At 53.4% G+C, this 21,483-nt stretch carries 16 protein-coding genes; 8 read left to right on the top strand and 8 right to left on the bottom strand.

What is annotated here, in order from left to right; all coding sequences use genetic code 11:
• The first annotated feature begins 374 nt into the window (after positions 1–374).
• The 3 genes from gltB to CKL79_RS14585 all read left to right on the top strand — a co-directional run bounded on the left by gltB (position 375) and on the right by CKL79_RS14585 (position 6,677).
• Positions 375–5,027: a glutamate synthase large subunit gene (gene gltB / locus CKL79_RS14575; RefSeq protein ID WP_121970312.1), complete on the top strand. Its 4,653-nt coding sequence runs from the start codon at positions 375–377 to the stop codon at positions 5,025–5,027.
• 140 nt (positions 5,028–5,167) lie between these two features.
• Positions 5,168–6,058, top strand: coding sequence for a DUF1361 domain-containing protein (locus tag CKL79_RS14580; RefSeq protein ID WP_121970313.1), 891 nt, complete (start codon positions 5,168–5,170; stop codon positions 6,056–6,058).
• A gap of 73 nt (positions 6,059–6,131) precedes the next feature.
• On the top strand, positions 6,132–6,677 hold the full coding sequence (locus CKL79_RS14585; RefSeq protein WP_121970314.1) for a hypothetical protein: 546 nt from the start codon (positions 6,132–6,134) through the stop codon (positions 6,675–6,677).
• Positions 6,678–6,726: 49 nt separating this feature from the next.
• On the opposite strand, the gene ggt is transcribed toward CKL79_RS14585, so the two are convergent.
• Positions 6,727–8,316 carry a gamma-glutamyltransferase gene (ggt, locus tag CKL79_RS14590; protein WP_121970315.1) on the bottom strand — a complete coding sequence of 530 codons (1,590 nt, stop codon included), beginning with the start codon at positions 8,314–8,316 and terminating at the stop codon, positions 6,727–6,729.
• Positions 8,317–8,483: 167 nt separating this feature from the next.
• Between ggt and CKL79_RS14595 the strand changes: the two genes are divergently transcribed.
• From CKL79_RS14595 to CKL79_RS14605, 3 genes are all read left to right on the top strand, one after another.
• Positions 8,484–9,029: a hypothetical protein gene (locus tag CKL79_RS14595; protein WP_121970316.1), complete on the top strand. Its 546-nt coding sequence runs from the start codon at positions 8,484–8,486 to the stop codon at positions 9,027–9,029.
• A 69-nt stretch (positions 9,030–9,098) separates the two neighbouring features.
• Positions 9,099–10,100, top strand: a complete 1,002-nt coding sequence (gene trpS / locus CKL79_RS14600; RefSeq protein ID WP_121970317.1) for a tryptophan--tRNA ligase — start codon at positions 9,099–9,101, stop codon at positions 10,098–10,100.
• Between the two features lie 123 nt (positions 10,101–10,223).
• Positions 10,224–11,207, top strand: a complete 984-nt coding sequence (locus CKL79_RS14605; protein WP_121970318.1) for a methylenetetrahydrofolate reductase — start codon at positions 10,224–10,226, stop codon at positions 11,205–11,207.
• Here CKL79_RS14605 and CKL79_RS14610 read toward each other — a convergent pair.
• A complete protein-coding gene (locus CKL79_RS14610; RefSeq protein WP_121970329.1) occupies positions 11,177–11,593 on the bottom strand; it encodes a response regulator in 417 nt (138 codons plus the stop codon). The two genes, CKL79_RS14605 and CKL79_RS14610, sit on opposite strands and share 31 nt — an antisense overlap.
• Positions 11,594–12,070: 477 nt before the next feature.
• On the opposite strand from CKL79_RS14610, the gene CKL79_RS14615 reads away from it, so the two are divergent.
• Positions 12,071–13,720, top strand: a complete 1,650-nt coding sequence (locus CKL79_RS14615) for an alpha-amylase family glycosyl hydrolase (RefSeq protein WP_121970319.1) — start codon at positions 12,071–12,073, stop codon at positions 13,718–13,720.
• 112 nt (positions 13,721–13,832) lie between these two features.
• Positions 13,833–14,246, top strand: a complete 414-nt coding sequence (locus CKL79_RS14620) for a hypothetical protein (RefSeq protein WP_170944070.1) — start codon at positions 13,833–13,835, stop codon at positions 14,244–14,246.
• Positions 14,247–14,370: 124 nt separating this feature from the next.
• On the opposite strand, the gene bchL is transcribed toward CKL79_RS14620, so the two are convergent.
• From bchL to CKL79_RS14650, 6 genes are all read right to left on the bottom strand, one after another.
• Positions 14,371–15,249, bottom strand: a complete 879-nt coding sequence (bchL, locus tag CKL79_RS14625; protein WP_121970330.1) for a ferredoxin:protochlorophyllide reductase (ATP-dependent) iron-sulfur ATP-binding protein — start codon at positions 15,247–15,249, stop codon at positions 14,371–14,373.
• Positions 15,250–15,337: 88 nt separating this feature from the next.
• Positions 15,338–17,014 carry a ferredoxin:protochlorophyllide reductase (ATP-dependent) subunit B gene (bchB, locus tag CKL79_RS14630; RefSeq protein ID WP_121970321.1) on the bottom strand — a complete coding sequence of 559 codons (1,677 nt, stop codon included), beginning with the start codon at positions 17,012–17,014 and terminating at the stop codon, positions 15,338–15,340.
• A gap of 68 nt (positions 17,015–17,082) precedes the next feature.
• The gene (locus CKL79_RS14635; RefSeq protein WP_121970322.1) at positions 17,083–18,369 is read right to left on the bottom strand and encodes a ferredoxin:protochlorophyllide reductase (ATP-dependent) subunit N; all 1,287 of its coding nucleotides are present in this window, start codon (positions 18,367–18,369) and stop codon (positions 17,083–17,085) included.
• Between the two features lie 219 nt (positions 18,370–18,588).
• Complete coding sequence (locus CKL79_RS14640; protein ID WP_121970323.1) at positions 18,589–20,142, bottom strand: GMC family oxidoreductase; 1,554 nt, start codon at positions 20,140–20,142, stop codon at positions 18,589–18,591.
• Positions 20,143–20,379: 237 nt separating this feature from the next.
• Positions 20,380–20,613, bottom strand: a complete 234-nt coding sequence (locus tag CKL79_RS14645) for a hypothetical protein (protein ID WP_121970324.1) — start codon at positions 20,611–20,613, stop codon at positions 20,380–20,382.
• Positions 20,614–21,102: 489 nt separating this feature from the next.
• On the bottom strand, positions 21,103–21,483 hold a 381-nt coding region (locus CKL79_RS14650; RefSeq protein ID WP_170944071.1), incomplete at its 5' end, for a transposase.

The raw sequence follows: 21,483 nt of genomic DNA on the forward strand, positions 1-21,483 counted from the left end.
TATTGAGCTGAGCCAAATTAATGCACGCGCTACCGTATTTAAGAATGCGATTTCGCCAATGGCAATACTTTTGATCAAGCGTCTTAACAATGCCGTAAGAACACTGAGAACTCTTCATAAAAACATCACGTAATCATGACACGCTGAGCGCTCAGTATGCTAGCCAGTTCGAATCCGCTGGGATCTCTGCAAGATCCAGTACAGCCACCCTAGACAAAAGCGAGACAAGCAGTCGGCCAATTCACGTTATGAGCGGATATCAGCACCGTCTCAAAGCAAAAAAGGATCGACCGCTCGCTTCACTATCCCTTAATATTTCTCTATAATTCTTGTATTCCGGACAGGTAACAGTTTTTTCAGTAGGTGACCCGCGCGTGACTTTCAACCCGACAACTTTTCAGACAGATATATTAGAGCCTTTAGGGCCCAGTTGGCTCGTGGAAGAACGTGATGCCTGTGGGGTTGGCTTTATTGCTGACCAGCAGGGGCGCGCGAGTCATCGCCTGGTGACAGATACCCTCAGCGCCCTGAACTGCATGGAGCACCGGGGCGGATGCTGCGCGGATCAAGAGTCTGGCGATGGTGCCGGCATCATGACGGCTATTCCCTGGAAGTTGCTGCAAGTTTGGGCCGATGAAACGGGCATAGGCGAGCTGCAGCCAGCGCAAACGGGTGTCGGGATGGTCTTTTTGCCACAGCAGGACGCAGTGGCTCAGGCCGTACGCGAGCAGTTTGAGCAAGCGGTAGCAGCCACCAAGCTGACCTTTTTAGGTTGGCGTAAGGTGCCGGTCGCGCCTGAGACCTTAGGGGCAATGGCCAAAGCATTTCAGCCCCAAATTGAGCAGGCGCTGGTCACGTCTTCAGACCTTAGGGGCGATGATTTGGAGCGATCGCTCTTCCTGGCCCGGCAGCGATTTAAGCAAGCGCTGGCCCGGCTAGCCGAACAGTCAGCCGATCCTAAGTCTGTCGCCGAAGCCTATGTCTGTTCTTTTTCCGCCCGCACCATTGTGTACAAGGGCATGGTGCGTTCAGCCGTGTTAGGGCAGTTCTACAAAGACCTGCAGAATTCAGATTATGAGAGCGCCTTTGCAGTCTATCATCGGCGCTTCAGTACCAATACGTTACCCAAGTGGCCGCTAGCTCACCCGATGCGGTTGCTAGGTCACAACGGCGAAATTAATACGCTAATCGGCAATATTAACTGGATGAAGGCCCGAGAGGCCAATCTGTCCAGCTCAGTTTGGGGAGATGAGCTAGAGCTGCTGAAGCCTATTGTCAATGCCGAAAACAGCGACTCGGCTAATCTAGACAATGTGATGGAGCTGCTGGTGAGATCGGGGCGATCGCCTGCCCACGCCCTGACGATGATGGTGCCAGAGGCGTATCACAACCAGCCTGAGCTAGCCAAATATCCCGAAATTGTTGACTACTACGAGTATTACAGCAGCATTCAAGAGCCTTGGGACGGCCCCGCGCTGATTGTCTTTTGCGATGGCAAACAAGTCGGTGCCACCCTCGACCGTAACGGGCTCCGGCCCGCTCGCTACGTGATAACTAAAGACGGCTACGTGGTGGTCTCTTCAGAAGCAGGCGTTGTTGATATTCCCATCGAGAACATTATTGAAAAAGGCAGGCTAGGGCCGGGCCAGATGCTGGCGGTCAACTTTGAAGAAGGCCACGAAATCCTCAAAAACTGGGATATTAAAAAGCGAATTGCCCAGGCCCAGCCTTACGGCAAATGGCTAGCTGAGCGCCGTCAGGAGATTGCTCCCCAACTCTTTAGCAAAGAGACCCGCTTAGATACGCAAGCCCTGCTAACCCAGCAAACCGCCTTTGGCTATACCGCTGAGGACGTGGACATGATCATTCAGGACATGGCTGCCCAGGCCAAAGAGCCTACCTTTTGCATGGGCAACGACACGCCGCTAGCCGTGCTCTCAGACAAGCCTCACCTGCTCTACGACTACTTTAAGCAGCGCTTTGCCCAGGTGACGAATCCGCCCATTGACCCGCTGCGCGAGCGGTTAGTCATGTCTCTATCGACTCAGCTAGGGGCACAGGGCAATTTGCTCGAAGAGCATCCGGAGCAGGCACGGCTGCTAAAGCTAGAGTCGCCTGTAATTAATGACACTGAGATGGAGATGATCCGCAAGTCGGACTTTCCGGTCAGCGAACTCTCGACCCTATACGCCATTGAAGATGGGCCAGCTGGCTTAGAAACGGCTATTGGTGCGCTGTGCGATCGCGCTACCGAAGTGGTCAAGGCCGGTGACCAAATTTTGATCTTGAGCGATCGCCTGGACGCCCAGGGCAACCTCACCACCCTCTCAGACAAACAAACCTACATTCCGCCTTTGGTCGCTGTCGGTGCGGTTCATCATCACCTGATCCGCCACGGCCTACGGTTGCAGGCATCTTTGATTGTCGATACGGCTCAGTGCTGGAGCACTCACCACTACGCCTGCCTGCTGGGCTACGGGGCGACGGCCATTTGCCCATACCTCACCTTAGAGAGCGTCCGACACTGGTGGGCCGATAAAAAGACTCAAAAACAGATGGAGTCGGGCAAGCTGCCGGTCTCTACGCTCAACGGGGCGCAGACTAACTACCGTAAGGCGGTGGACAACGGCCTGCTGAAAATTCTCTCAAAGATGGGCATCTCGCTGTTGAGCAGCTATCGCGGCGCACAGATTTTTGAAGCGGTGGGCATTGGTCGCAATCTGTTAGACCTGTCGTTTAAAGGCAGTGTGTCCCGGCTGGGCGGTTTAGAGATTGAAGAACTGGCGCAGGAAACCATGTCTTTTCATGAAAAGGCGTTCCCCGAGCTGACCCGCAAGCGCCTGGAGAATATGGGCTTTGTGCAGTCGAGGCCGTCGGGCGAGTACCACATGAACAACCCGGCTATGACCAAACTGCTGCACAAAGCGGTTGAAACTAAGCAGTACGACCACTACGAAATTTACCGCGCGCAGTTGAGCGGTCGTCCGATCGCCGCCCTGCGCGACCTGTTGGACTTTAAAGGCGATCGCGACTCTATCGATCTCTCTGAAGTCGAATCGGTCGAATCGATTATGCAGCGCTTCTGCACAGGCGGCATGTCACTCGGGTCGCTCTCCCGCGAAGCTCACGAGACGCTGGGGATCGCGATGAACCGCATCAACGGCAAATCAAATTCGGGCGAAGGCGGTGAAGACGGCGTGCGCTTTAAGGTGCTTGACGATGTCGATGAGGAAGGTCTCTCGCCGACATTGCCGCACCTGAAAGGACTGGAGAATGGCGATACGGCTTCTTCTGCCATCAAACAAGTGGCCTCGGGCCGCTTTGGGGTAACCCCGGAATACCTGATGAGTGCCAAGCAAATCGAAATTAAGATGGCCCAAGGCGCGAAGCCCGGTGAAGGCGGTCAGCTACCCGGGCCAAAGGTGAGCGAATACATCGCGTCGCTGCGTCGCTCTAAAGCCGGAGTGACTCTAATTTCGCCACCGCCGCACCACGATATTTACTCGATTGAAGACCTTTCGCAGCTAATTTTTGACCTGCACCAGATCAATCCTAAAGCAGGCGTCTCAGTCAAGCTGGTAGCAGAAGTCGGGATCGGTACAATCGCGGCGGGTGTGGCTAAGGCCAATGCCGATGTGATCCAAATCTCAGGACATGACGGCGGCACTGGCGCGTCACCGCTAAGTTCGATTAAACATGCGGGCATGCCGTGGGAGCTGGGCCTAACCGAAGTCCACCGGTCGCTGATGGAAAACCAGCTACGCGATCGCGTCACCCTGAGAGTAGACGGCGGACTGAAAACTGGCTGGGACGTGATTATGGGCGCGCTGATGGGCGCTGAAGAATACGGCTTTGGCTCCATTGCGATGATTGCCGAAGGCTGTATCATGGCCCGCGTTTGCCATACCAATCAGTGTCCGGTCGGCGTCGCTACGCAGCAAGAAGTCTTGCGCAAGCGCTTTTCGGGTACGCCGGGCAAAGTGGTGAACTTCTTTTACTTCATCGCTGAAGAAGTGCGCTCTTTGCTGGCCAAGCTAGGCTATCGCTCGCTCAGTGAGATTATCGGTCGCGCTGACTTGCTCACGCCTCGCAGTGACGTGCAGCTTGCCAAAACTAAGCAGATGGACCTCTCTACCCTGGTAAGACTGCCAGATGTAAAAAGCGATCGCACCTGGCTAGACCACGGTGAAGTCCACAGCAACGGGCCCGTGCTAGACGATGAAATGCTCGCTGATAAAGACATTGCCAGCGCCATTGCTGAGCACGGCACGGCGACTAAAACTTGGGATGTAATCAATACTAACCGGACGGTAGGAGCGCGGGTTTCGGGAGCGATCGCCAAACAATATGGCAACGACGACTTTAATGGCCAGCTCAACTTCACCTTTAAAGGCAGCATTGGTCAGAGCTTTGGCGCTTTCAACCTGGCAGGTATGAAGCTGACTCTGATCGGCGAAGCTAACGACTATGTGGGTAAAGGCATGAACGGCGGTGAAATCGTCATCAGACCGTTTGAAAAGGCCAACTATGCTGCTACTGACAACGTCATCGTCGGCAATACCTGCCTCTATGGAGCCACTGGCGGCACCCTGTATGTCAATGGCATCGCGGGCGAGCGCTTTGCTGTCCGTAATTCTAAAGCTATGGCCGTTTTAGAAGGGGCCGGAGACCACTGCTGCGAATATATGACCGGCGGTGTGGTCGTCGTACTGGGTAAGGTCGGTCGCAACGTCGGGGCCGGGATGACGGGCGGTCTGGGCTACTTTTTAGACGAAGCAGGTGACTTTCAAACCCGAGTCAATCCTGAAATTGTACAGGTGCAAAAGGTGGGGTCTGAAGCGGGTGAGCAGCAGCTCAAATCGCTGATCGAAGCGCACGCTGAGCGCACAGGTAGCCCTAAAGCCAAAGAAATTTTGGCCGATTGGCAAACCTATTTGCCGCAGTTCTGGCAGGTCGTGCCGCCTTCTGAGGCAGACAGTGTGGAAGCGTCTGTGAAAACCAACAAGCTAACAACGACTGTGGGCTAGGTTCAGTCCCACCGAGCGATTATTAACCACAAATCCCCGCTTTCCTGAAGTGGGGGTTTTAAAGTGGAATGCTGTCTAACCACAGCCACGGTTCTTCGAGGTAGGCTAGGTGGACACAAATCGACCTTGATGTTGACGCTATGCTTCGACCTGATCAGACGGCGTTTGCGCGATCGCTCCTAACCGATATCTCCGCTGCCTTTGACAATGTCTACAGCGGCTGGATTCTATGGAATTTGTTTTTGGCCTTTTTACCGCTGTTTCTCAGCTTTGTGCTGTTCAGGCGCAAAGAGATTTCTCAAGCAAAGCTCTGGGTGGCTTCTATAGTGGTGATCGCGATTGGGATAGTGGGGCTATGGCCCCGACTGCCCCGCGTGATGCGAGCGCAAATGCAGCTGGTGGACGCACTTTCCTCGGGCGATCGCTCGGCTCAGCTCAAGGTAATCTGGTGGGCTGTGCTGGTTCTCATCTCACTCACGCTGAGCTTTTCACTCTTTCGGCGAAAAAAGAGTTCGCGCACCGTGCTGTGGTGGTTGGGGCTAGTGGCATTTATCGCCTTTTTGCCCAATGCGCCTTATGTCCTTACCGATATTATTCATTTGATTCGAGGGACTAGTTCAGGCGGACTGCGCGTGTGGGTAGTGGCACTGGTCTTTGTTCCCATTCATGCGATCGCTATTTTGATTGGCTTTGAAGCCTATGTGCTCTCGCTGATCAATCAGGCCTACTATCTCAAGCAAAGAGGTAACGGGCGCTATATCTTGCCCACTGAGCTGCTGATTCACGCTCTGAGCGCCATTGGGATTTATCTAGGCCGATTCGTCCGGCTTAACAGCTGGGATTTGGCCACTGACCCTACCAGCGTTTTTAGCATCGCCCTCAATACGCTGGCCAGTAAGCGCCCGGCGGCGGTCGTGTTGGTCACCTTCATCATTTTGACTGTCCTCTACTGGGTGATGAAGCAAATCACGCTGGGGTTAAAGCTGCGCGCTTACTACAGCAAGCGCGGCATTGATGCGCTTGACCTATAAATTTGAGGAGGCTAATCGGGAATGCTGAAACCGATGAACATGGCCTCGATCATGATGGAGCTAAGACGAGACGATGACAGATGCTAACGAAATAGCAGCTTACTACCAGTGCCTGAATCTGCCAGTGAATGCTTCCCTAACGGCAGTTGATCAGGCGTACTTTAGCCTGCGGGCAGAGAAAATACAGGCCGGAGACCGACAGGCCATTGTGCCTCTGCGAGAAGCCCGCGAAAAAATCAAAAGCTATCTAGAAACAGCCATTAAGCAGTCGGCGACAGGCTCTGATTCTGGCATTAGTGACAACCCAGGCACGCCGATTTTGCCGATAGAGAACTTAGTCGCAGCGCTGGCTAGCCATAACCTGAGCGCTAGAGCGAGCGTACGTGAGCAAGTGCTCAACCTTGGCATTTCAGCAGACACCCGAACGCCTTCTCAGGTGACCGCCCATATCCTAAAGCTGCTCAGTGATGAAGCCGCCTTAGCAGGATACGGCATTAACAATGTAGGGACTATCAAAATCTATGGCCTTGGCGATGACAACCAGGCCGTCTGGAAAAAAACGCTCTCCCTATCGGAAAGCAAGACTAAGAACGGCACCGTCTTGCGTCGCTTCAGCTAATTGGCCTCGCTTCACCAGTGAGGTCAGCTAGGTCCTCCACGGGCTTCAGCTACTCGTATCCCAGCGCACAACCATCCTTGCGAGGATCAGAGCCGCCGGTTAAACCGCCGTTTTCATCGATCCAGATGGCCTGTCCGCCGCCGTGAGGAGAAACGACTGGCACCACCTGATGGCCGATAGTGCTCAGCTCTGCTTTGACCAGGGCGGGCACGCCGCGCTCGACCTGGCAGGCATTGCCATCGTGGAATACGCGAGGAAAGTCCAGCGCTGTCTGAACATCCATGCGATAGTCCAGCAGATTCGTCAAAAAGTGGGCGTGGCCCGTGGGCTGATAATCGCCGCCCATCACGCCAAAGGGCATAACCGCTCTGCCGGCCTTCATTAACATGCCTGGAATAATCGTATGCAGCGGGCGTTTGTGGGGAGCGATCGCATTCGGATGCCCCGCTTCTAACCGAAACCCAGCGCCGCGATTTTGCAGCACCACTCCGGTTTTTGGACTGACCAGCCCGCTACCAAACCCGTGAAAGACTGAATTAATAAAGCTGACAGCGTTACCCGCCGCATCGACGACACAGAGATAAACGGTGTCCGGGTGCGTCGGAAAATCTGAATCTGCCAGTGGCGGCATCACTTTATCTAAGCTGATCTTGGCTCGCAGCTCGGCGGCATAGTCTTCTGAAAGCAGCGTTTCTATCGGAATATCGGCCTGACCAGGGTCGGCAATATAGCGATCGCGCACCCCATAAGCCAGCCGCGCCGCCTCACATTCCAAATGCAGCCGCTGCGCACTCATCGGCGCAAAGTCCGTCAGCGAAAAGCCGGAGAGAATATTCAGCATGATCAGCGCCGTCAGTCCCTGACCATTCGGCGGGCATTCGACCACCTCGTACCCCCGATACTGAGTAGAAATCGGCGTCACATATTCCGACTGAGGCGCTGCAAAGTCTTCTAGCGTGTGCAGAGCGCCCAGCGACTGAAGATAGCCGATGATATCTTCGGCCACAGGGCCAGTGTAAAAGCCTGCTCTACCCTGTTCGGCAATGGTTTGGAGGGTGCGGCCCAGCTCTGGCTGACGGTGGCGATCGCCGGCCCGAGGAGCCTGCCCATCAATCAACAGCATCCGGGATGCGTTATCGGTAACCTTGAGCTTTTTGGCGAGCTGCGCCCAGTCATGTGCCACCCGTGAATGTACGGTGTAGCCGTCTTCAGCCAGTCTGATCGCGGGTGCCAGCAGCTCAGCAAAAGCCAGTTTGCCATAGTCGCCATGTAGCTGACACCAGGCATCGACCGCACCAGGAACCGTCACCGAGTGGGGGCTTTGCAGTGAAATCCGCTTCATCCCCTGCTCTAGATACCAGCTTAGGTGCGCGGCGGCGGGGGCCTTGCCCGATCCATTTAACGCAATGACTTCACCCTTACCAGCAGGCGCATATAGGGCAAAACAGTCACCACCAATGCCAGTCGCCTGAGGCTCTACTACGCAGAGAACGGCAGCAGCGGCGATCGCCCCATCTACCGCATTACCGCCCGCCCGCAAAATGTCTACAGCCGTCAGCGTCGCCAGCGAATGAGAGGTCGCTGCCATCCCACCAGTACCATAGGCGGGGGAGCGACCGGGCAAATGGAAATCTCGCATAGATAAAGCGCTCAGCGTCGGTATAAAAGCAGGCTATCAACTCCTGCGGGTCTAGTACAGCGCCTTTGCCATTTTGTAGACGGCATGGCTATTCAAGATTCAGCACACATCATATTTTACGGCCCAGAGCGCTAAGCTAATAGCGCAGAATCTGAGGGTGTATATAAATGCGCAGCCCCATCAACGCCTGGATCAATCCCACCATTCCCGCTGTCCTCCTGGTCTTAGTGAGCGCTGGCTGTACGCAGGTAACGACCAACGCAGTCGAAGCAACGTCTGACTTTGAGGCTAAAGCCGCGACCACATATACCTGGCAGGTAGAATATGTGCCCAGAATCGCCGGGCAAGATCGACCCAATGATCGCCGCCTGGAGCAGTTTGAATCTAGCACGCTGGTCAATATCAATGGCATTCGCCCCGACGCGGCGGGATCTGGCCCTGACAGTCAGGGGGTGTGGTGGCCGGTGCTACCGCCTGAGCCCACGGTAGACGATATCGAATCGCGCCAGCGCCAGGGTGAAACCGCTCGCCCACCCGCAGTGATTAAAGGCATCGACTACCAGCTCACGTTTAATCAGGCGGGTGAAACTAAGACGCTACCGACCGATTACGATGTCTATAGAGAAGCGGTGAAAGCTTTTGAAAAAGAGCGCCCCTTGGCACTTACACTGGGGCCTCAAGACAAGTCTGTGCTCCAAGCCGAAATTCAGTGAGTGGCTAGACGCCACCGAAGCGCTCCCCTAAAATTAAAACTTCTCTGTCACCTTCTCTTTCCTACACCCATGCCCTCCCGCATTCTTTCAGGCATTCAGCCTACCGGTAATCTCCATCTGGGCAACTATCTGGGCGCAATTCGCAACTGGGTGACGCTGCAAGAGGAGTACGACTGCTTCTTATTCATGGCGGATCTGCACGCGGTGACCGTGCCTCACGACCCGGCTGCTCTAGCTGAAAACACGCTTAAGGTGGCAGCTACCTACATCGCCTGCGGCATTGACCCAGCGCGGTCAACCATCTTTGTGCAGTCTCAGCTACCGGAGCACAGTGAGCTAGCCTGGCTGTTTAACTGTATTACGCCGCTCAACTGGCTAGAGCGGATGATCCAGTTTAAGGAAAAATCGGTCAAGCAGGGCGAAAACGTCAGCATTGGCCTGATGGACTATCCGGTGCTGCAAGCGGCAGATATTTTGCTGTATGAGCCGGATAAGGTGCCTGTTGGCGAAGACCAAAAACAGCATTTGGAGCTAACTCGTGACATTGCTGCCCGGCTTAACTTTCAGTTTGGCAGTGAGGATAAGCCCGTGTTAAAAGTGCCCGAACCGCTGATTCGCAAAGCCGGGGCTCGGGTGATGAGCCTAACTGACGGCACCAAGAAAATGTCTAAGTCTGACCCGTCTGACCAGAGCCGCATTGACCTGACTGACCCGCCCGCTGTGATTACCAAAAAGATTAAGCGGGCCAAGACCGATCCAGCGCGCGGCCTGGAATTTGACAATCCGGAACGGCCAGAGTGCAACAATTTGCTGAGCCTTTATCAGCTGCTCTCTGACCAAACTCAGGCGGCGGTGGCGGCAGAGTGTGAAGCGATGGGCTGGGGCCAGTTTAAGCCACTCTTGGCGGAGACGACAGTGGCGGCGTTACAGCCTATCCAAACCAAATATGATGAGCTGATGAGCGATCGCGCCTACCTCCAGCAAATCTTAGTGGAGGGCAAAGAAAAGGCCCAGGCGATCGCTGCCCCCACGCTTGCCAAAGTCAAAACCGCTATGGGATTTGCCCAATAAGCCTGCACCAGACTTCTGCAAAACGGTGCGGCTCATAGAATACGACCGGTTTCAATCATGGCGCGGGCCAGAGTTGAGAGAGAAACTAGGTAAAATAGCCCATAGCACTGAGTCAGCCTATTTATGGATGTTGTATCGAATGGCCGGTCTGGTCTGCCTGCATTTGGCCCCCCTGTTCAGGGTCGGTTGCGGTCGGCTGTGCGCTCAGGCGAATTTTTAGTCACCGCTGAAGTGATGCCGCCGAAGGGCGGTGATCCTAGCCATATGCTAGAGATGGCCAATCACCTCAAAGACTGGGTACATGCCGTCAATGTGACTGACGGGAGCCGGGCGGTACTGCGCATGTCGTCCCTATCTTGCGCAGTGCTCTTGCATCAGGCGGGCATTGAGCCGATTTGCCAAATGACGGGACGCGATCGCAATGCCATCGCTCTACAAGCTGACTTAATGGGAGCCCACGCGCTGGGCATTCGCAACGTGCTCGCCCTGACCGGCGACCCGATCAAAGCAGGCGACCATCCTAAGGCAAAATCGGTGCATGAGGTAGAATCTGTCCGTCTCTTGCAGCTAATTAGCGGCCTTAACCAGGGCATAGATTTTAACGAAAAGTCTATGCCTGATGGCCCGCTAGATATTTTTCCGGGGGCGGCTGTCGATCCGCAGTCACCGAGCTGGTCGGGCTTGCAGCGTCGGTTTGAGCGTAAGCTAGCGGCGGGCGCTCAGTTTTTTCAGAGTCAGCTCATTTCTGATTTTGACAAGCTTGAAAAGTTTATGGATCAGGTGGCCGGGCAGAGCGATCGCCCTGTTCTAGCCGGTATATTTTTACTCAAGTCCGCCAAAAACGCCGCGTTTATCAACCGCTGTGTGCCCGGTGTTGACATTCCCCAACACATTATTGACCGATTGGCCGCTGCCGATCAGCCCTTACAAGAGGGGATAAAAATTGCTGCAGAGCAAGTGAAGTCAGCCCGTCAGCTCTGTCAGGGCGTGCATATGATGGCGGTCAGGAGAGAAGATTTGATTCCTGAAATCTTGGAGATGGCGGGCGTCGCGCCTCAAGTTAAGCGGCAGAACCCTCACCTGATTGCGACTTCGCCGACTGCGTAAGGCGGGCGATCATAGCAGTAGCTCTCGACCGAATCCAAAAGATCTTGAATATCAAAAGGTTTGCGCACAAAGCCATCGGCACCGGCTTGAAAGCCTTCGTCAGCACTGGCTTTATCGTGAGCTGTGATCAGCAAAATCGGAATGTAGGGTAAATCCTGGTTCTGTCGAATGCGACGAGTGACTTCGTAACCATCCATGCCCGGCATCATCACATCCAGCAGAATCAGGCTAGGGGGCAATGCTTTCACCATTTCGATAGCGGCTTCACCACTCTCAGCGCAGCGCAATCGATATTCTTCTGCTTCACCGAGGATGGCCTCCAGTAAAAACAGATTGTCTGGCGTATCGTCAACGGCTAAAATTTCTGGGCGGTCAAGAATTGTCATGGGCTTTAGGTACCGCAGGCCCTCAATCAAACAGTGGCTATTAAGCGCCTGAACTGTCTTGTCTACACTGTCTTGTCTATAAAGAGGGATACGAGCGGCAGGTGGCAATATAAAGTTGCATTACTATCCTGCCAGTATAGTTAGCACACGTAAAGAATCTCTCTAGCTGCAGACAGAAGCCTGCATAGATATTGCATGAAGAGATCCTATAGAAATTTCGATGCGGTTGGGCAAACCTGAGAGACGCGAATCACCGGCTATCTGCCAAAAGGATGAGTCACGCCAATAGCAAGCTTTATACGCTATTTCTAAGGGCAGAGGCTAGCGCTAATCAGGTCTGCCTTTACTATAGAGGTTCAAAGTCAAACTCGAAGGCCCATATCTTTTGAAAGAGGATTTACACCGGGTTCATTTTATATCTGTTTTCATTTACAAATTTTTAATATTCAAGCCGACTATGTTGGTCGTTAAAGCACTATGGCTACTCCTGTTGAATTTGAACTGTGGGCTCCTTATAACGCCGAAGCTACTTTACTAGGAGACTTTTCAGACGACCAGACAGTCGAGATGAAGAAGGGAGAAGACGGATACTTTCGTACCCAGGTTGAGCTAGAAGACGGTGACTATCGCTACAAATTTAAGGTTCGCTCTAAAAGCTTTTTTTTAGAGTCGGATGAGTGGGCTGAGGTAGTAGACCCTTATGCGACTCGCGTGGATGAAACGGCGCAGTGGGCGATCGCTCACATCAAAGACGGCCAGCGATCGCTAGACGACTACGTTTGGCAGCACGACGACGCAGAACTGCCCAACCAGAACGAACTCGTGATCTACGAGCTGCTGGTGCAAGACTTTAACAGCGGCGACACCGCTGAAGGCGGTACTTTCAAATCGGTCATAGAAAAGCTCGACTATCTGCAAAGCTTGGGTGTGAATGCGCTCGAACTGATGCCTGTACAGTCCTGCCCGATGGACATAGGTTGGGGATATAACATTCGTCACTACTTTGCGCTGAGAAACGCTTATGGAGAGCCTGCCGACCTCAAGCAGCTGATTGACGAATGCCACGCTCGCCACATGCTAGTGCTGCTCGATGTGGTGCTCAACCACTCAGAATCTGAAAGCCCGCTCACTCAAATCGACTTCGACTACTGGTATCGCCGCGAAGCCAAAGACCCTGACAATAGCTGGGGGCCAGAATTTGATTACAACGACTACGACGAAAACTATGATTGCTATCCGGCTCGCGATTTCATGCGAGACATGATTAACTTTTGGATCGGAGAATACCACTTCGACGGTCTGCGCTTTGACGCCGTTAAGCAGCTAGATAATCCAGAATTTCTGAGATGGATAGTTGACGAAGCCGGACTTGAGGCCAAGCCCAAGCCGCTGTTCACCATTGCCGAACATATCCCTGAAGATCCTAGCCTATCTGGTTATGGAGGCCCTGTAGACAGCAGCTGGCGAGTCAGCTTTCACTATAATTTGCTCGATCTCTTCCTCAAAGAGGACTCGGGCGTCGAGCTGGCGAAAGAACTGGTAGACCCGACCCCTGCTGGCTTTCAGAGCACATCTAACGTCGTTAACTACCTAACTAGCCACGACCAGGATCGGCTAATTGTTAACCTAGCAAACGCCGACATTTTTGATGAGGCCGCCTTCAAACGTGCAAAGTTTGGCGCAGCGCTCGTAATGACGGCAATGGGCATTCCGATGATTTGGATGGGAGAGGAAATGGGCGAATACAAAGCTAAGACCCTAGACTCTGCGCCCCTAGACTGGGCTTTACTAGACAGTGAGAACAACGAAGGACTGTTGAAATACTATCAAGGGCTAATTGCCTTGAGAAAGGAAAATCCGGCGCTGTGCTCCGACAATATCGCAGTTTTTCACGAAAACCCAGATCAGCGCGTGCTGGGCTACATTCGCTGGCATGAGATTGGGCCGCGAGTCGCTGTGGTGATCAACTGCTCTGACAGCTACATCGCCGACTACGAGGTGACTGACCTGCCTGAAGAAGGCACTTGGCACGAATGGACAAAAGACTATGACGTGCAGGTAGAAGGCGGGCGAGTAGTGATGGACTTGCCCGAATATGAGGCCCAAGTCTTGGTGTGGTCGTCTTAACCTGGTTATAGCCACTTAAATATAGCCACTTAAATATAGCCACTTAATCTGGTTATGGCCACTACCGGCAATAGCGCTCAAGCAGGACTCAAACCGTATTATCATCAAGCCTATGCTAAGAATCATTCAGAAAAACAAAGACACGCTGCGCAATATGCTGGCTGTCTTCATCATTGCCGCTGGAATTTTGCACTTTGCTATTCCCCAGCCGTTTACCAAGATTGTGCCTGGCTTTTTGCCCTATCCAGCGGCACTGGTTTATATCAGTGGCGTGATCGAAATTATCTTAGGGGCAGGGTTGTTCTTCCCTGCGACTCGTCAGCTGGCTGGTTGGGGATTGGTCGCTCTGTTTATAGCGGTCTATCCGGCTAATCTGAATATGGCGTTCAACCATATTAAGCTCGCTGGCATTCCAGATAGCTGGTGGGTTCACGGCATTCGCTTGCCTCTTCAGTTTGTTCTTATTGCCTGGGCTTACTGGTATGCGCGATCGCCGGAGTCTCTCTCAAAAGCAGCGGAGAGGTAGCGCATCTCTGCAAAAGGATTGAGACGAGACAACTGGCTTCTGCTAAATCTTGATAAGTAAAGGATCTGCGAGCTGAGCCTACAGATCCTTTATTTTGTTATTTCTTTGTCATTTCACAAATACTCTACTCAAACCCAAGCAGGTCGAAAATATCTCTATCTTTGAGGGGCTCTATTTCAAGCGGCGTGGCGTCTTCGATCATGCCTTTGGCAAGCTTTAGATACTCGTCTCGAACTTCTTGAATTTCAGGATCAGAGTCTTCCATTTCGAAGACGGTGCATTTCTTCAGGCGGCTGCGGCGAATGGCATCTACCGTCTTAAAGTGGGCCAGGGTTTTAAGACCGACGCGCTCGTTGTACTTGTCAATTTGATCGGTGCCCTCACTGCGGTTGGCAATGATGCCGCCTAAGCGAACCTTGTAGTTTTTAGCTTTTGAGCGAATGGCGGCGACAATCCGGTTCATTGCAAAGATGGAGTCAAAATCGTTGGCAGTCACGACCAGGCAATAGTGGGCGTGCTGTAGGGGAGCGGCAAAGCCACCGCAGACGACATCTCCTAACACGTCGAAGATTACCACATCAGTATCTTCGAGCAGATGATGCTCTTTTAGCAGTTTGACAGTTTGCCCAGTGACATAGCCACCGCAGCCGGTGCCTGCCGGGGGGCCGCCCGACTCAATGCACATGACGCCGTTGTAGCCTTCAAACATGAAGTCTTCGGTTTGCAACTCTTCTGAGTGAAAGTCAACGGTTTCGAGAATGTCGATCACCGTGGGCACCATTCTTTTGGTGAGGGTGAAGGTGCTGTCGTGCTTGGGATCGCAGCCGATTTGCAGGACACGCTTGCCGAGATGAGAGAACGCGGCTGACAGGTTAGAAGAGGTGGTGGACTTGCCGATGCCGCCTTTGCCGTAGACGGCGATCACCAGCGCGCCGGTCTCGATGTTCATGGAAGGATCTTGATGAACCTGAAGGCTGCCTTCGCCGTCTTCACCTTTTTTGATAGCGGGGGGACGAGTGTTTGTAGCTACCACAATTAAATCTCCTGTTTAAATTCTGAATGAATGAGTAAGCGTCTAAGGTATTCGCCTGTTACTTGCCGATCGCTGCCTTGGCCTCATAGAGCGTGTCTACCGTAATCGAGGTGATGCCGCGATCGCTCGCAAACTTTTCTGTATTTCGCTTCACTTTGCCGCGTACGAAGAAGGGAATCTTCTTCAGCTCAGCTTCGCCATCTGCACTCCAACTGAGGCTAACAGCATCGCTGGGCTCACCCTCAGTTGGCTGCAGATCAGCGGTGATGGCCATTGGTTCGGCCACCGCGACCGCAACGCCGCCACCGCTCGTGCCCGCTGTCGGATGAGGAGCCGTATGCAAGTGGCTCATATGCCCCTCGGCAAACTCGAAGTCTTCGCGGAACATGCCGATCAAGTGCTCTTCTAGGCCCATCATTAGCGGGTGAACCCAGTCGTCAAAGATCACATTGGCCCCTTCCCAGCCTATTTGGGGTGAGTAGCGAGCGGGCACGTCTTGAACGTGAATCGGCGTGGAAATGACCGCACAGGGAATGCCCAAACGCTTGGCGATATGGCGCTCCATTTGGGTGCCTAGTACCAGCTCGGGAGAGGCTTCGGCGACAGCTTCTTCTACCGCTAAGTAATCGTCGCTGATGACAGCTTCTAACCCGTATTGCTTGGCGACTTCGCGCACTTGCCGGGCAAATTCTCGGCTGTAGGTGCCGATGCCGACCAGGGTAAAGCCCAGTTCTTCAGTGGCAATGCGGGCAGCGGCGATCGCATGAGTCGCATCCCCAAAGATAAACACCCGCTTACCCGTCAGATAAGTTGAGTCTACAGAGCGCGAATACCAGGGCAGCCGAGACGCGCCGGGGTTAGCCATTGATGACAGCCGGTCTGCGCTCCAGTTGCCTAGCGTATCAGCCTGCGATCGCCTCAGCGCGGCACTGACATCAATATTGGCAACTTCACCAATTTCAGCGATAAAGTCGCGAGTGGCTCCGACGCCAATCGGCACGGTTTTGACTGTCGGCTGCTTAAAGCTGCGTTCTAGCCACTTGCAGGTGGTCAAAGCGATTTCGGGATAGAGGCAGATATTAAAGTCTGCGTCGGGAATGCGCATCAAGTCGTCAGGCGTTGCGCCCAAAGGAGCGATCACGTTGGCATCGACGCCAATCTCTGCGAGCAGCTTAAGCACTTCTTGAATGTCATCGCGGCAGCGAAAGCCTAAAGCCGTAGGGCCGATGATGTTTGCCTTAGGGCGAATCGCCGGATCGCGTTCGGGCCGACTTGCGCCAGGGGGGAGCACTGCCGAAAGGAGAAGCGATCGCACCAGATGATACAGCGTTTCGCTAGCGCCCCAATTTTCTTTTTTAGAATAGGCGGGCAGCTCTAGACTCACTACCGGGATCGGCAAGCCCATGCTTTTTGCCAGTGAACCCGGCTGATCTTGAATCAGCTCAGCGGTGCAGCTTTCACCCACCAGCATCACCTGCGGCTTGAACCGATTGTAGGCATCGCGCACCGAGGTTTTCACCATCTCTGCGGTATCTCCGCCCAAGTCTCTTGCCTGGAAAGTGGTGTAGGTGACGGGCGGACGGCGATCGCGCCTTTCAATCATCGTAAACAGCAAGTCGGCGTAGGTATCCCCTTGAGGCGCGTGCAGCACGTAATGTACGCCTTCCATCGCGGTAGCGATACGCATCGTTCCTACATGGGGCGGGCCTTCGTAAGTCCACAGGGTCAATTCCATAGTTAAAGCGTATAGTTAAAGTTTTTTAGCGGGGCGTCTTAAAAGGCTCAATGCAATCGGCGCTCACTTCAAACGGTTAGCCGCCTGCGTCTTTCTGAGGAACGGACAAACAGTTCGGCCAGGTCAGCCGCCTGGTCGTAGCCATGCAGCGGCGAAAAGACCAGCTCAATTGACCATTTCGTAGACAGCCCTTCGGCTTCTAACGGATTGGCCAGCCCTAACCCACAGACGGTAATATCCGGGCGGGCTTCGCGGCAGCGGTCGAGCTGTTTCTCTACGTCTTGTCCTTCCGACAGCGCAGTTCCGGCAGGCAGCAGACTAATTTCTGCGTCCATCAATAGCCGGTCGATGTAAGGCGTGCCGACTTCGATCAGCTCCATGCCGCATTCTCTAGAGAGAAACCGAGCTAATGGAATTTCTAACTGCGAATCTGGAAAGAGGAACGCTTTGCGGCCATTCAGTACCTTCTGATAGCGCTCTAGTCCGGTTTTAGCGCGGCTGACGGCGGGTGCGATCGCCCCTTCAAAGCGCTCTTGATCAATATTCCAAACATCTGCCGCCGTTCTTAGCCAGGCCGTTGTCCCTTCTACGCCAAAAGGATAGGGCGATGGCAGCAGTTCCGCGCCCCGCTTCATCAATAGCCGCACCGTCTCACTCAAGAATGGCTGAGCCACCAAAAGCTTTGTCCCTTTACCGACGCTGGGCAAGTCGGCAGCGCGACGCGGCGGGAAGAAAGCGACCGGGCCAATGCCCATCTGATCAAAAAGACGCTTGAACTGATCTTCTACAACATCGGCCAGACTGCCGACTACCAGTAGGGCAGGCTCATCATTGCTTTTGCTCGGCAAGACTGGCACCATCGAACCCAGGCAGGCATCTTCGCCCTGCGTAAAGGTGGTTTCGATGCCGCTACCCGAATAGTTGAGAATTCGCACCTTGGGGAAGTAGCGATGATTCAGCCTTTCGGCAGCTTTAGCAAGGTCTAGCTTAATCACTTCCGAAGGGCAGGAACCGACTAGAAATAGCGTGCCAATGTCGGGCCGACGGCTGAGAAGCTGCTCGACGACGCGCTCTAGTTCATCATTGGCATCGGCTAGACCAGCTAGATCGCGCTCGCCTAAAATGGCTGTGCCAAATCGGGGTTCGGCGAAGATCATGACGCCAGCGGCTGACTGAATCAGGTGCGCGCAGGTACGAGAGCCCACCACCAAAAAGAACGCATCCTGCATCTTTCGGTGTAGCCAGACGATCCCCGTCAGTCCGCAAAATACTTCTCTCTGCCCGCGCTCTTTAAGAACGGGCAAATCGGCAGTGATTGTTTCGGGAGGCGTTTCGGTACAAGGCTGTAGCGCCATATTTTGCTCTGCTTTTGGACTAAAGCTCTAAGGCAAGCGACCGGGTCTAATCGTTTGACCAACCGTTACTTTAGAGGGAAGTTTTCCGCCCAATTTTCTGCGTTTAGACAATTTGGCGGACGAACTTAGTATAAACATCCTCTTGTGCCGGTCTGCCGCTGTCCAAGCTTTGTTTACATTCAGCCATTAATGTTTACATTGAGCACTTTTCTATCGGGCTCAGGCCGTTGCCTCTAGTCGCGCTAGCAGGCGATCGCCTACCCGCATTGCATTTGCCATAATCGTCAGCGATGGATTCACAGCCGCGCTAGAAGGAAAGAAACTACCGTCTACGACATAGAGATTGTCTAAATCGTGAGCCTTGCAGTCGAGGTCAAGTACAGAAGTCGCCGGGTCGGTGCCAAAGCGACAGGTGCCGACCTGATGAGCGATCGCCTCAATCGGCAAAATTTTACTAAAGTACCAGGACAGCGGCAGCAAACGCCCTTCATTGTCAACTTCTCGCATTGTTGTTTTCCACCGATCAATCAACCGCTTAAAAGGTTTCACATTGTTGGGCTGATAGAGCAGGCTAATTTGGCCATTTTTCACCGTTACCCGGTTGTTTTTATCCGGGCGATCTTCTCCCGTGAGCCACCAATCGACTGATCGCCTCGCAGCCACTCTCAGCGCCAAGGCCGGGGCAATCTTGGGCACATCTAGCGCCAGCATTTTTGAATTGACTTTGCCCAAAAGCTGAATGTGACCCATCGGATAGTCAAATCCTGGTTCGCCCCAGTAATAGTCATTGATCGCCAGCGTCTTTTGAAACACCGTTGTATTCTCTTTTAGCGACAGACCGACAATCGCCGCTGCCAGATGCTTCATAAAATTGCGGCCCACCTGGTCAGAACTGTTGGCTAGCCCCTGAGGATGTTGTTCATTGGCAGACTTAAGCAACAGCGCCGCCGAGTTGACCGAGCCGCAGGCTACCACGACTACGTCTCCCGAGAACATCTGAGTCTCTCCGGCAATCTCGGCTTCTACGCCGGTCACTTCGCGACCCGAAGCGCTGGTATGCAGCTTGTTTACCTTGGCTTCGGTGATGAGCCGCACGTTGGTATTGCGCATGGTCGGGCGAATGCAGTTGACATCAGCATCTGACTTGGCATCGATAAAGCAGGGAAAGCCATCGCAAGTGTTGCAGCGAATGCATTCACTCAAAAAAGCATCCTTTTCATTCAGCTTAATGGACAGCGGCAGGTAGAACGGCTTCAGTCCTTTGCGCTGAAACGCCTTGTCTAGCTGTGCAATTCGCGGCTCGTGGCTGACGGGCGGAAAATAGTAGTCATGATGGCGCGGCGGCTCGGTCGGATCTAGCCCCTGCTTACCATGTACCTGATAGAGATTTTCGGCCTGGTCGTAATACGGTTCAAAGTCTTCGTACTTTAGCGGCCAGGCCGGTGAAACACCGTCGTATAGCTGCACTTCGTCAAAATCTTTTTCTCGCAGGCGAAAGAGCGCGCCGCCATATACCTTTGTACTGCCGCCTACCCAGTAGCCAATGCCCGGATGAATGTCGTTTCCTTTCCGGTCGCTCCATACTTCGTCAGTTTGGTAGCGCCCATCGCGAAAGACGGCGTCTGTGCTCCAGTTAGGCTTCTCTTTTGGCAAAAAAGCGCCGCGCTCTAAGATCAAAATCTTTTTGCCGCTAGACGCAAGTCGATGGGCCAGCGTGCCTCCTCCGGCACCCGTGCCAATAATAATTACATCGTAGTGTTCAGCCGTAGACATAAGTGCAATCCTGGAGCAGCAAGCTTTACTAGCTCTTATTTTAAGAAGCGATCGCGCCTTCAAACTGAAGTTTCACAGCGTAAAATCAAGCATTTACTCTATGCAATTTGAGTTATGTATTGAGTGATGGAAGAAAGCGGGGGGTGAAAGAAGCGATCGCGCCGTTGGATGGAAGGGTTTGGTGGGCGATCGCAGCTAACACCCTTACAAACTAAAGTTCACTGAGCATGAGCCGCCCTAAGCTGCCCTCACTCGCTTAGTTAATATCGCCATCACTTCATTGGGCCTACCCGTCGGCAGTAATTGGCTCCAGTCATTCGGCTCAGCATAGTTCAGATGGTGCAATTGCTGAATGGTTACCTGCACCGCACTAGGGGTACCAAACAGCATATGCCGCACGGGTTCAGCCGGTAAGCTGCCAGCATCAGAAGCAGTGGACGCAAAAACGCCCGCAGTAGAAGGGACAAACATGAGATCTGGTCTCCGCGAATAGGATTAGCGAGAAAACCAGAACTCAAAAGCTTAGCCACCCCACAAAAGCTAGTGCAAATCAGGGTGGCTAAGGTAAAGTGACCTCAGCTTCCAGACTGCCTCGTTCAGTTTGGGAGTTAGCCGTCGGCGTGGTGCTTGTAACACCCGTCGATGGCGCTAAGTCGATTGAGTTCTGACAAAGAGAGACTGCGATAGGCATCACAACCAATAGCTACAGAGCATAAGCCGATCTCCAGCTTTCGTCAAGCCATATGAGCATTGAATTTTTAAAAAGCACTATCCAGTAGACTACGAGCCCCCTGTCCTCCCCGATTAAGCACATAGGCATAGATCATAGTCGTTCTGACATCTGACAGACCAAAGTGCCTGAGCCTGATTGCTTTTCGAACCCGATCTAGCAGACGAGGTGAATTAGATGGCGGCATCCTGACTGCTGTATAAGGGACTCGCAAACAAATAATCTACCGTTCATATCGGAACAATCGTCACATCCCACTTAGGCAACGTCTCAGAGCGCTGCCACTGTTGCTCAAACGGCTCTAACTCATCTTTGGTCACCTTGACACCCTTCGGATAAGTCGCCTCGACTAGCTCAACCATGGGCTCGAAGCCATTCCAAGTCATGTTTGCCGCCCATCGTAAGGCTGTTTCAACGGTATCGAGGATAGCGCCATGCCAGTAGTTTTCTAGCGCCGCCCAACAGCGCTCTATCGGATTGTACTTGCTGTGATAAGGCGGATAGTAAACCAGGCGGATCTTCATCTGCTCGCGCTGCGCAAACTGCGCCATGCGCTTGATGAACTGGGTGCGCTGGCTTTTGACGGCAGGCCCATTGTCTAGGTCAATGAC

The sequence above is a fragment of the Leptolyngbya sp. BC1307 genome, from assembly GCF_002286735.1.
Lineage (GTDB): Bacteria > Cyanobacteriota > Cyanobacteriia > Phormidesmidales > Phormidesmidaceae > Phormidesmis.

What these genes read in the sequence shown, in the direction of transcription:
- CKL79_RS14580 (WP_121970313.1), top strand. Translation starts at nt 5,168, where the DNA reads ATGCTTCGACCTGATCAGACGGCGTTTGCGCGATCGCTCCTAACCGAT.
- CKL79_RS14585 (WP_121970314.1), top strand. Translation starts at nt 6,132, where the DNA reads ATGACAGATGCTAACGAAATAGCAGCTTACTACCAGTGCCTGAATCTG.
- ggt (WP_121970315.1), bottom strand. Translation starts at nt 8,316, where the DNA reads ATGCGAGATTTCCATTTGCCCGGTCGCTCCCCCGCCTATGGTACTGGT.
- CKL79_RS14595 (WP_121970316.1), top strand. Translation starts at nt 8,484, where the DNA reads ATGCGCAGCCCCATCAACGCCTGGATCAATCCCACCATTCCCGCTGTC.
- trpS (WP_121970317.1), top strand. Translation starts at nt 9,099, where the DNA reads ATGCCCTCCCGCATTCTTTCAGGCATTCAGCCTACCGGTAATCTCCAT.
- CKL79_RS14605 (WP_121970318.1), top strand. Translation starts at nt 10,224, where the DNA reads ATGGATGTTGTATCGAATGGCCGGTCTGGTCTGCCTGCATTTGGCCCC.
- CKL79_RS14610 (WP_121970329.1), bottom strand. Translation starts at nt 11,593, where the DNA reads ATGACAATTCTTGACCGCCCAGAAATTTTAGCCGTTGACGATACGCCA.
- CKL79_RS14615 (WP_121970319.1), top strand. Translation starts at nt 12,071, where the DNA reads ATGGCTACTCCTGTTGAATTTGAACTGTGGGCTCCTTATAACGCCGAA.
- CKL79_RS14620 (WP_170944070.1), top strand. Translation starts at nt 13,833, where the DNA reads ATGCTAAGAATCATTCAGAAAAACAAAGACACGCTGCGCAATATGCTG.
- bchB (WP_121970321.1), bottom strand. Translation starts at nt 17,014, where the DNA reads ATGGAATTGACCCTGTGGACTTACGAAGGCCCGCCCCATGTAGGAACG.
- CKL79_RS14635 (WP_121970322.1), bottom strand. Translation starts at nt 18,369, where the DNA reads ATGGCGCTACAGCCTTGTACCGAAACGCCTCCCGAAACAATCACTGCC.
- CKL79_RS14640 (WP_121970323.1), bottom strand. Translation starts at nt 20,142, where the DNA reads ATGTCTACGGCTGAACACTACGATGTAATTATTATTGGCACGGGTGCC.
- CKL79_RS14645 (WP_121970324.1), bottom strand. Translation starts at nt 20,613, where the DNA reads ATGTTTGTCCCTTCTACTGCGGGCGTTTTTGCGTCCACTGCTTCTGAT.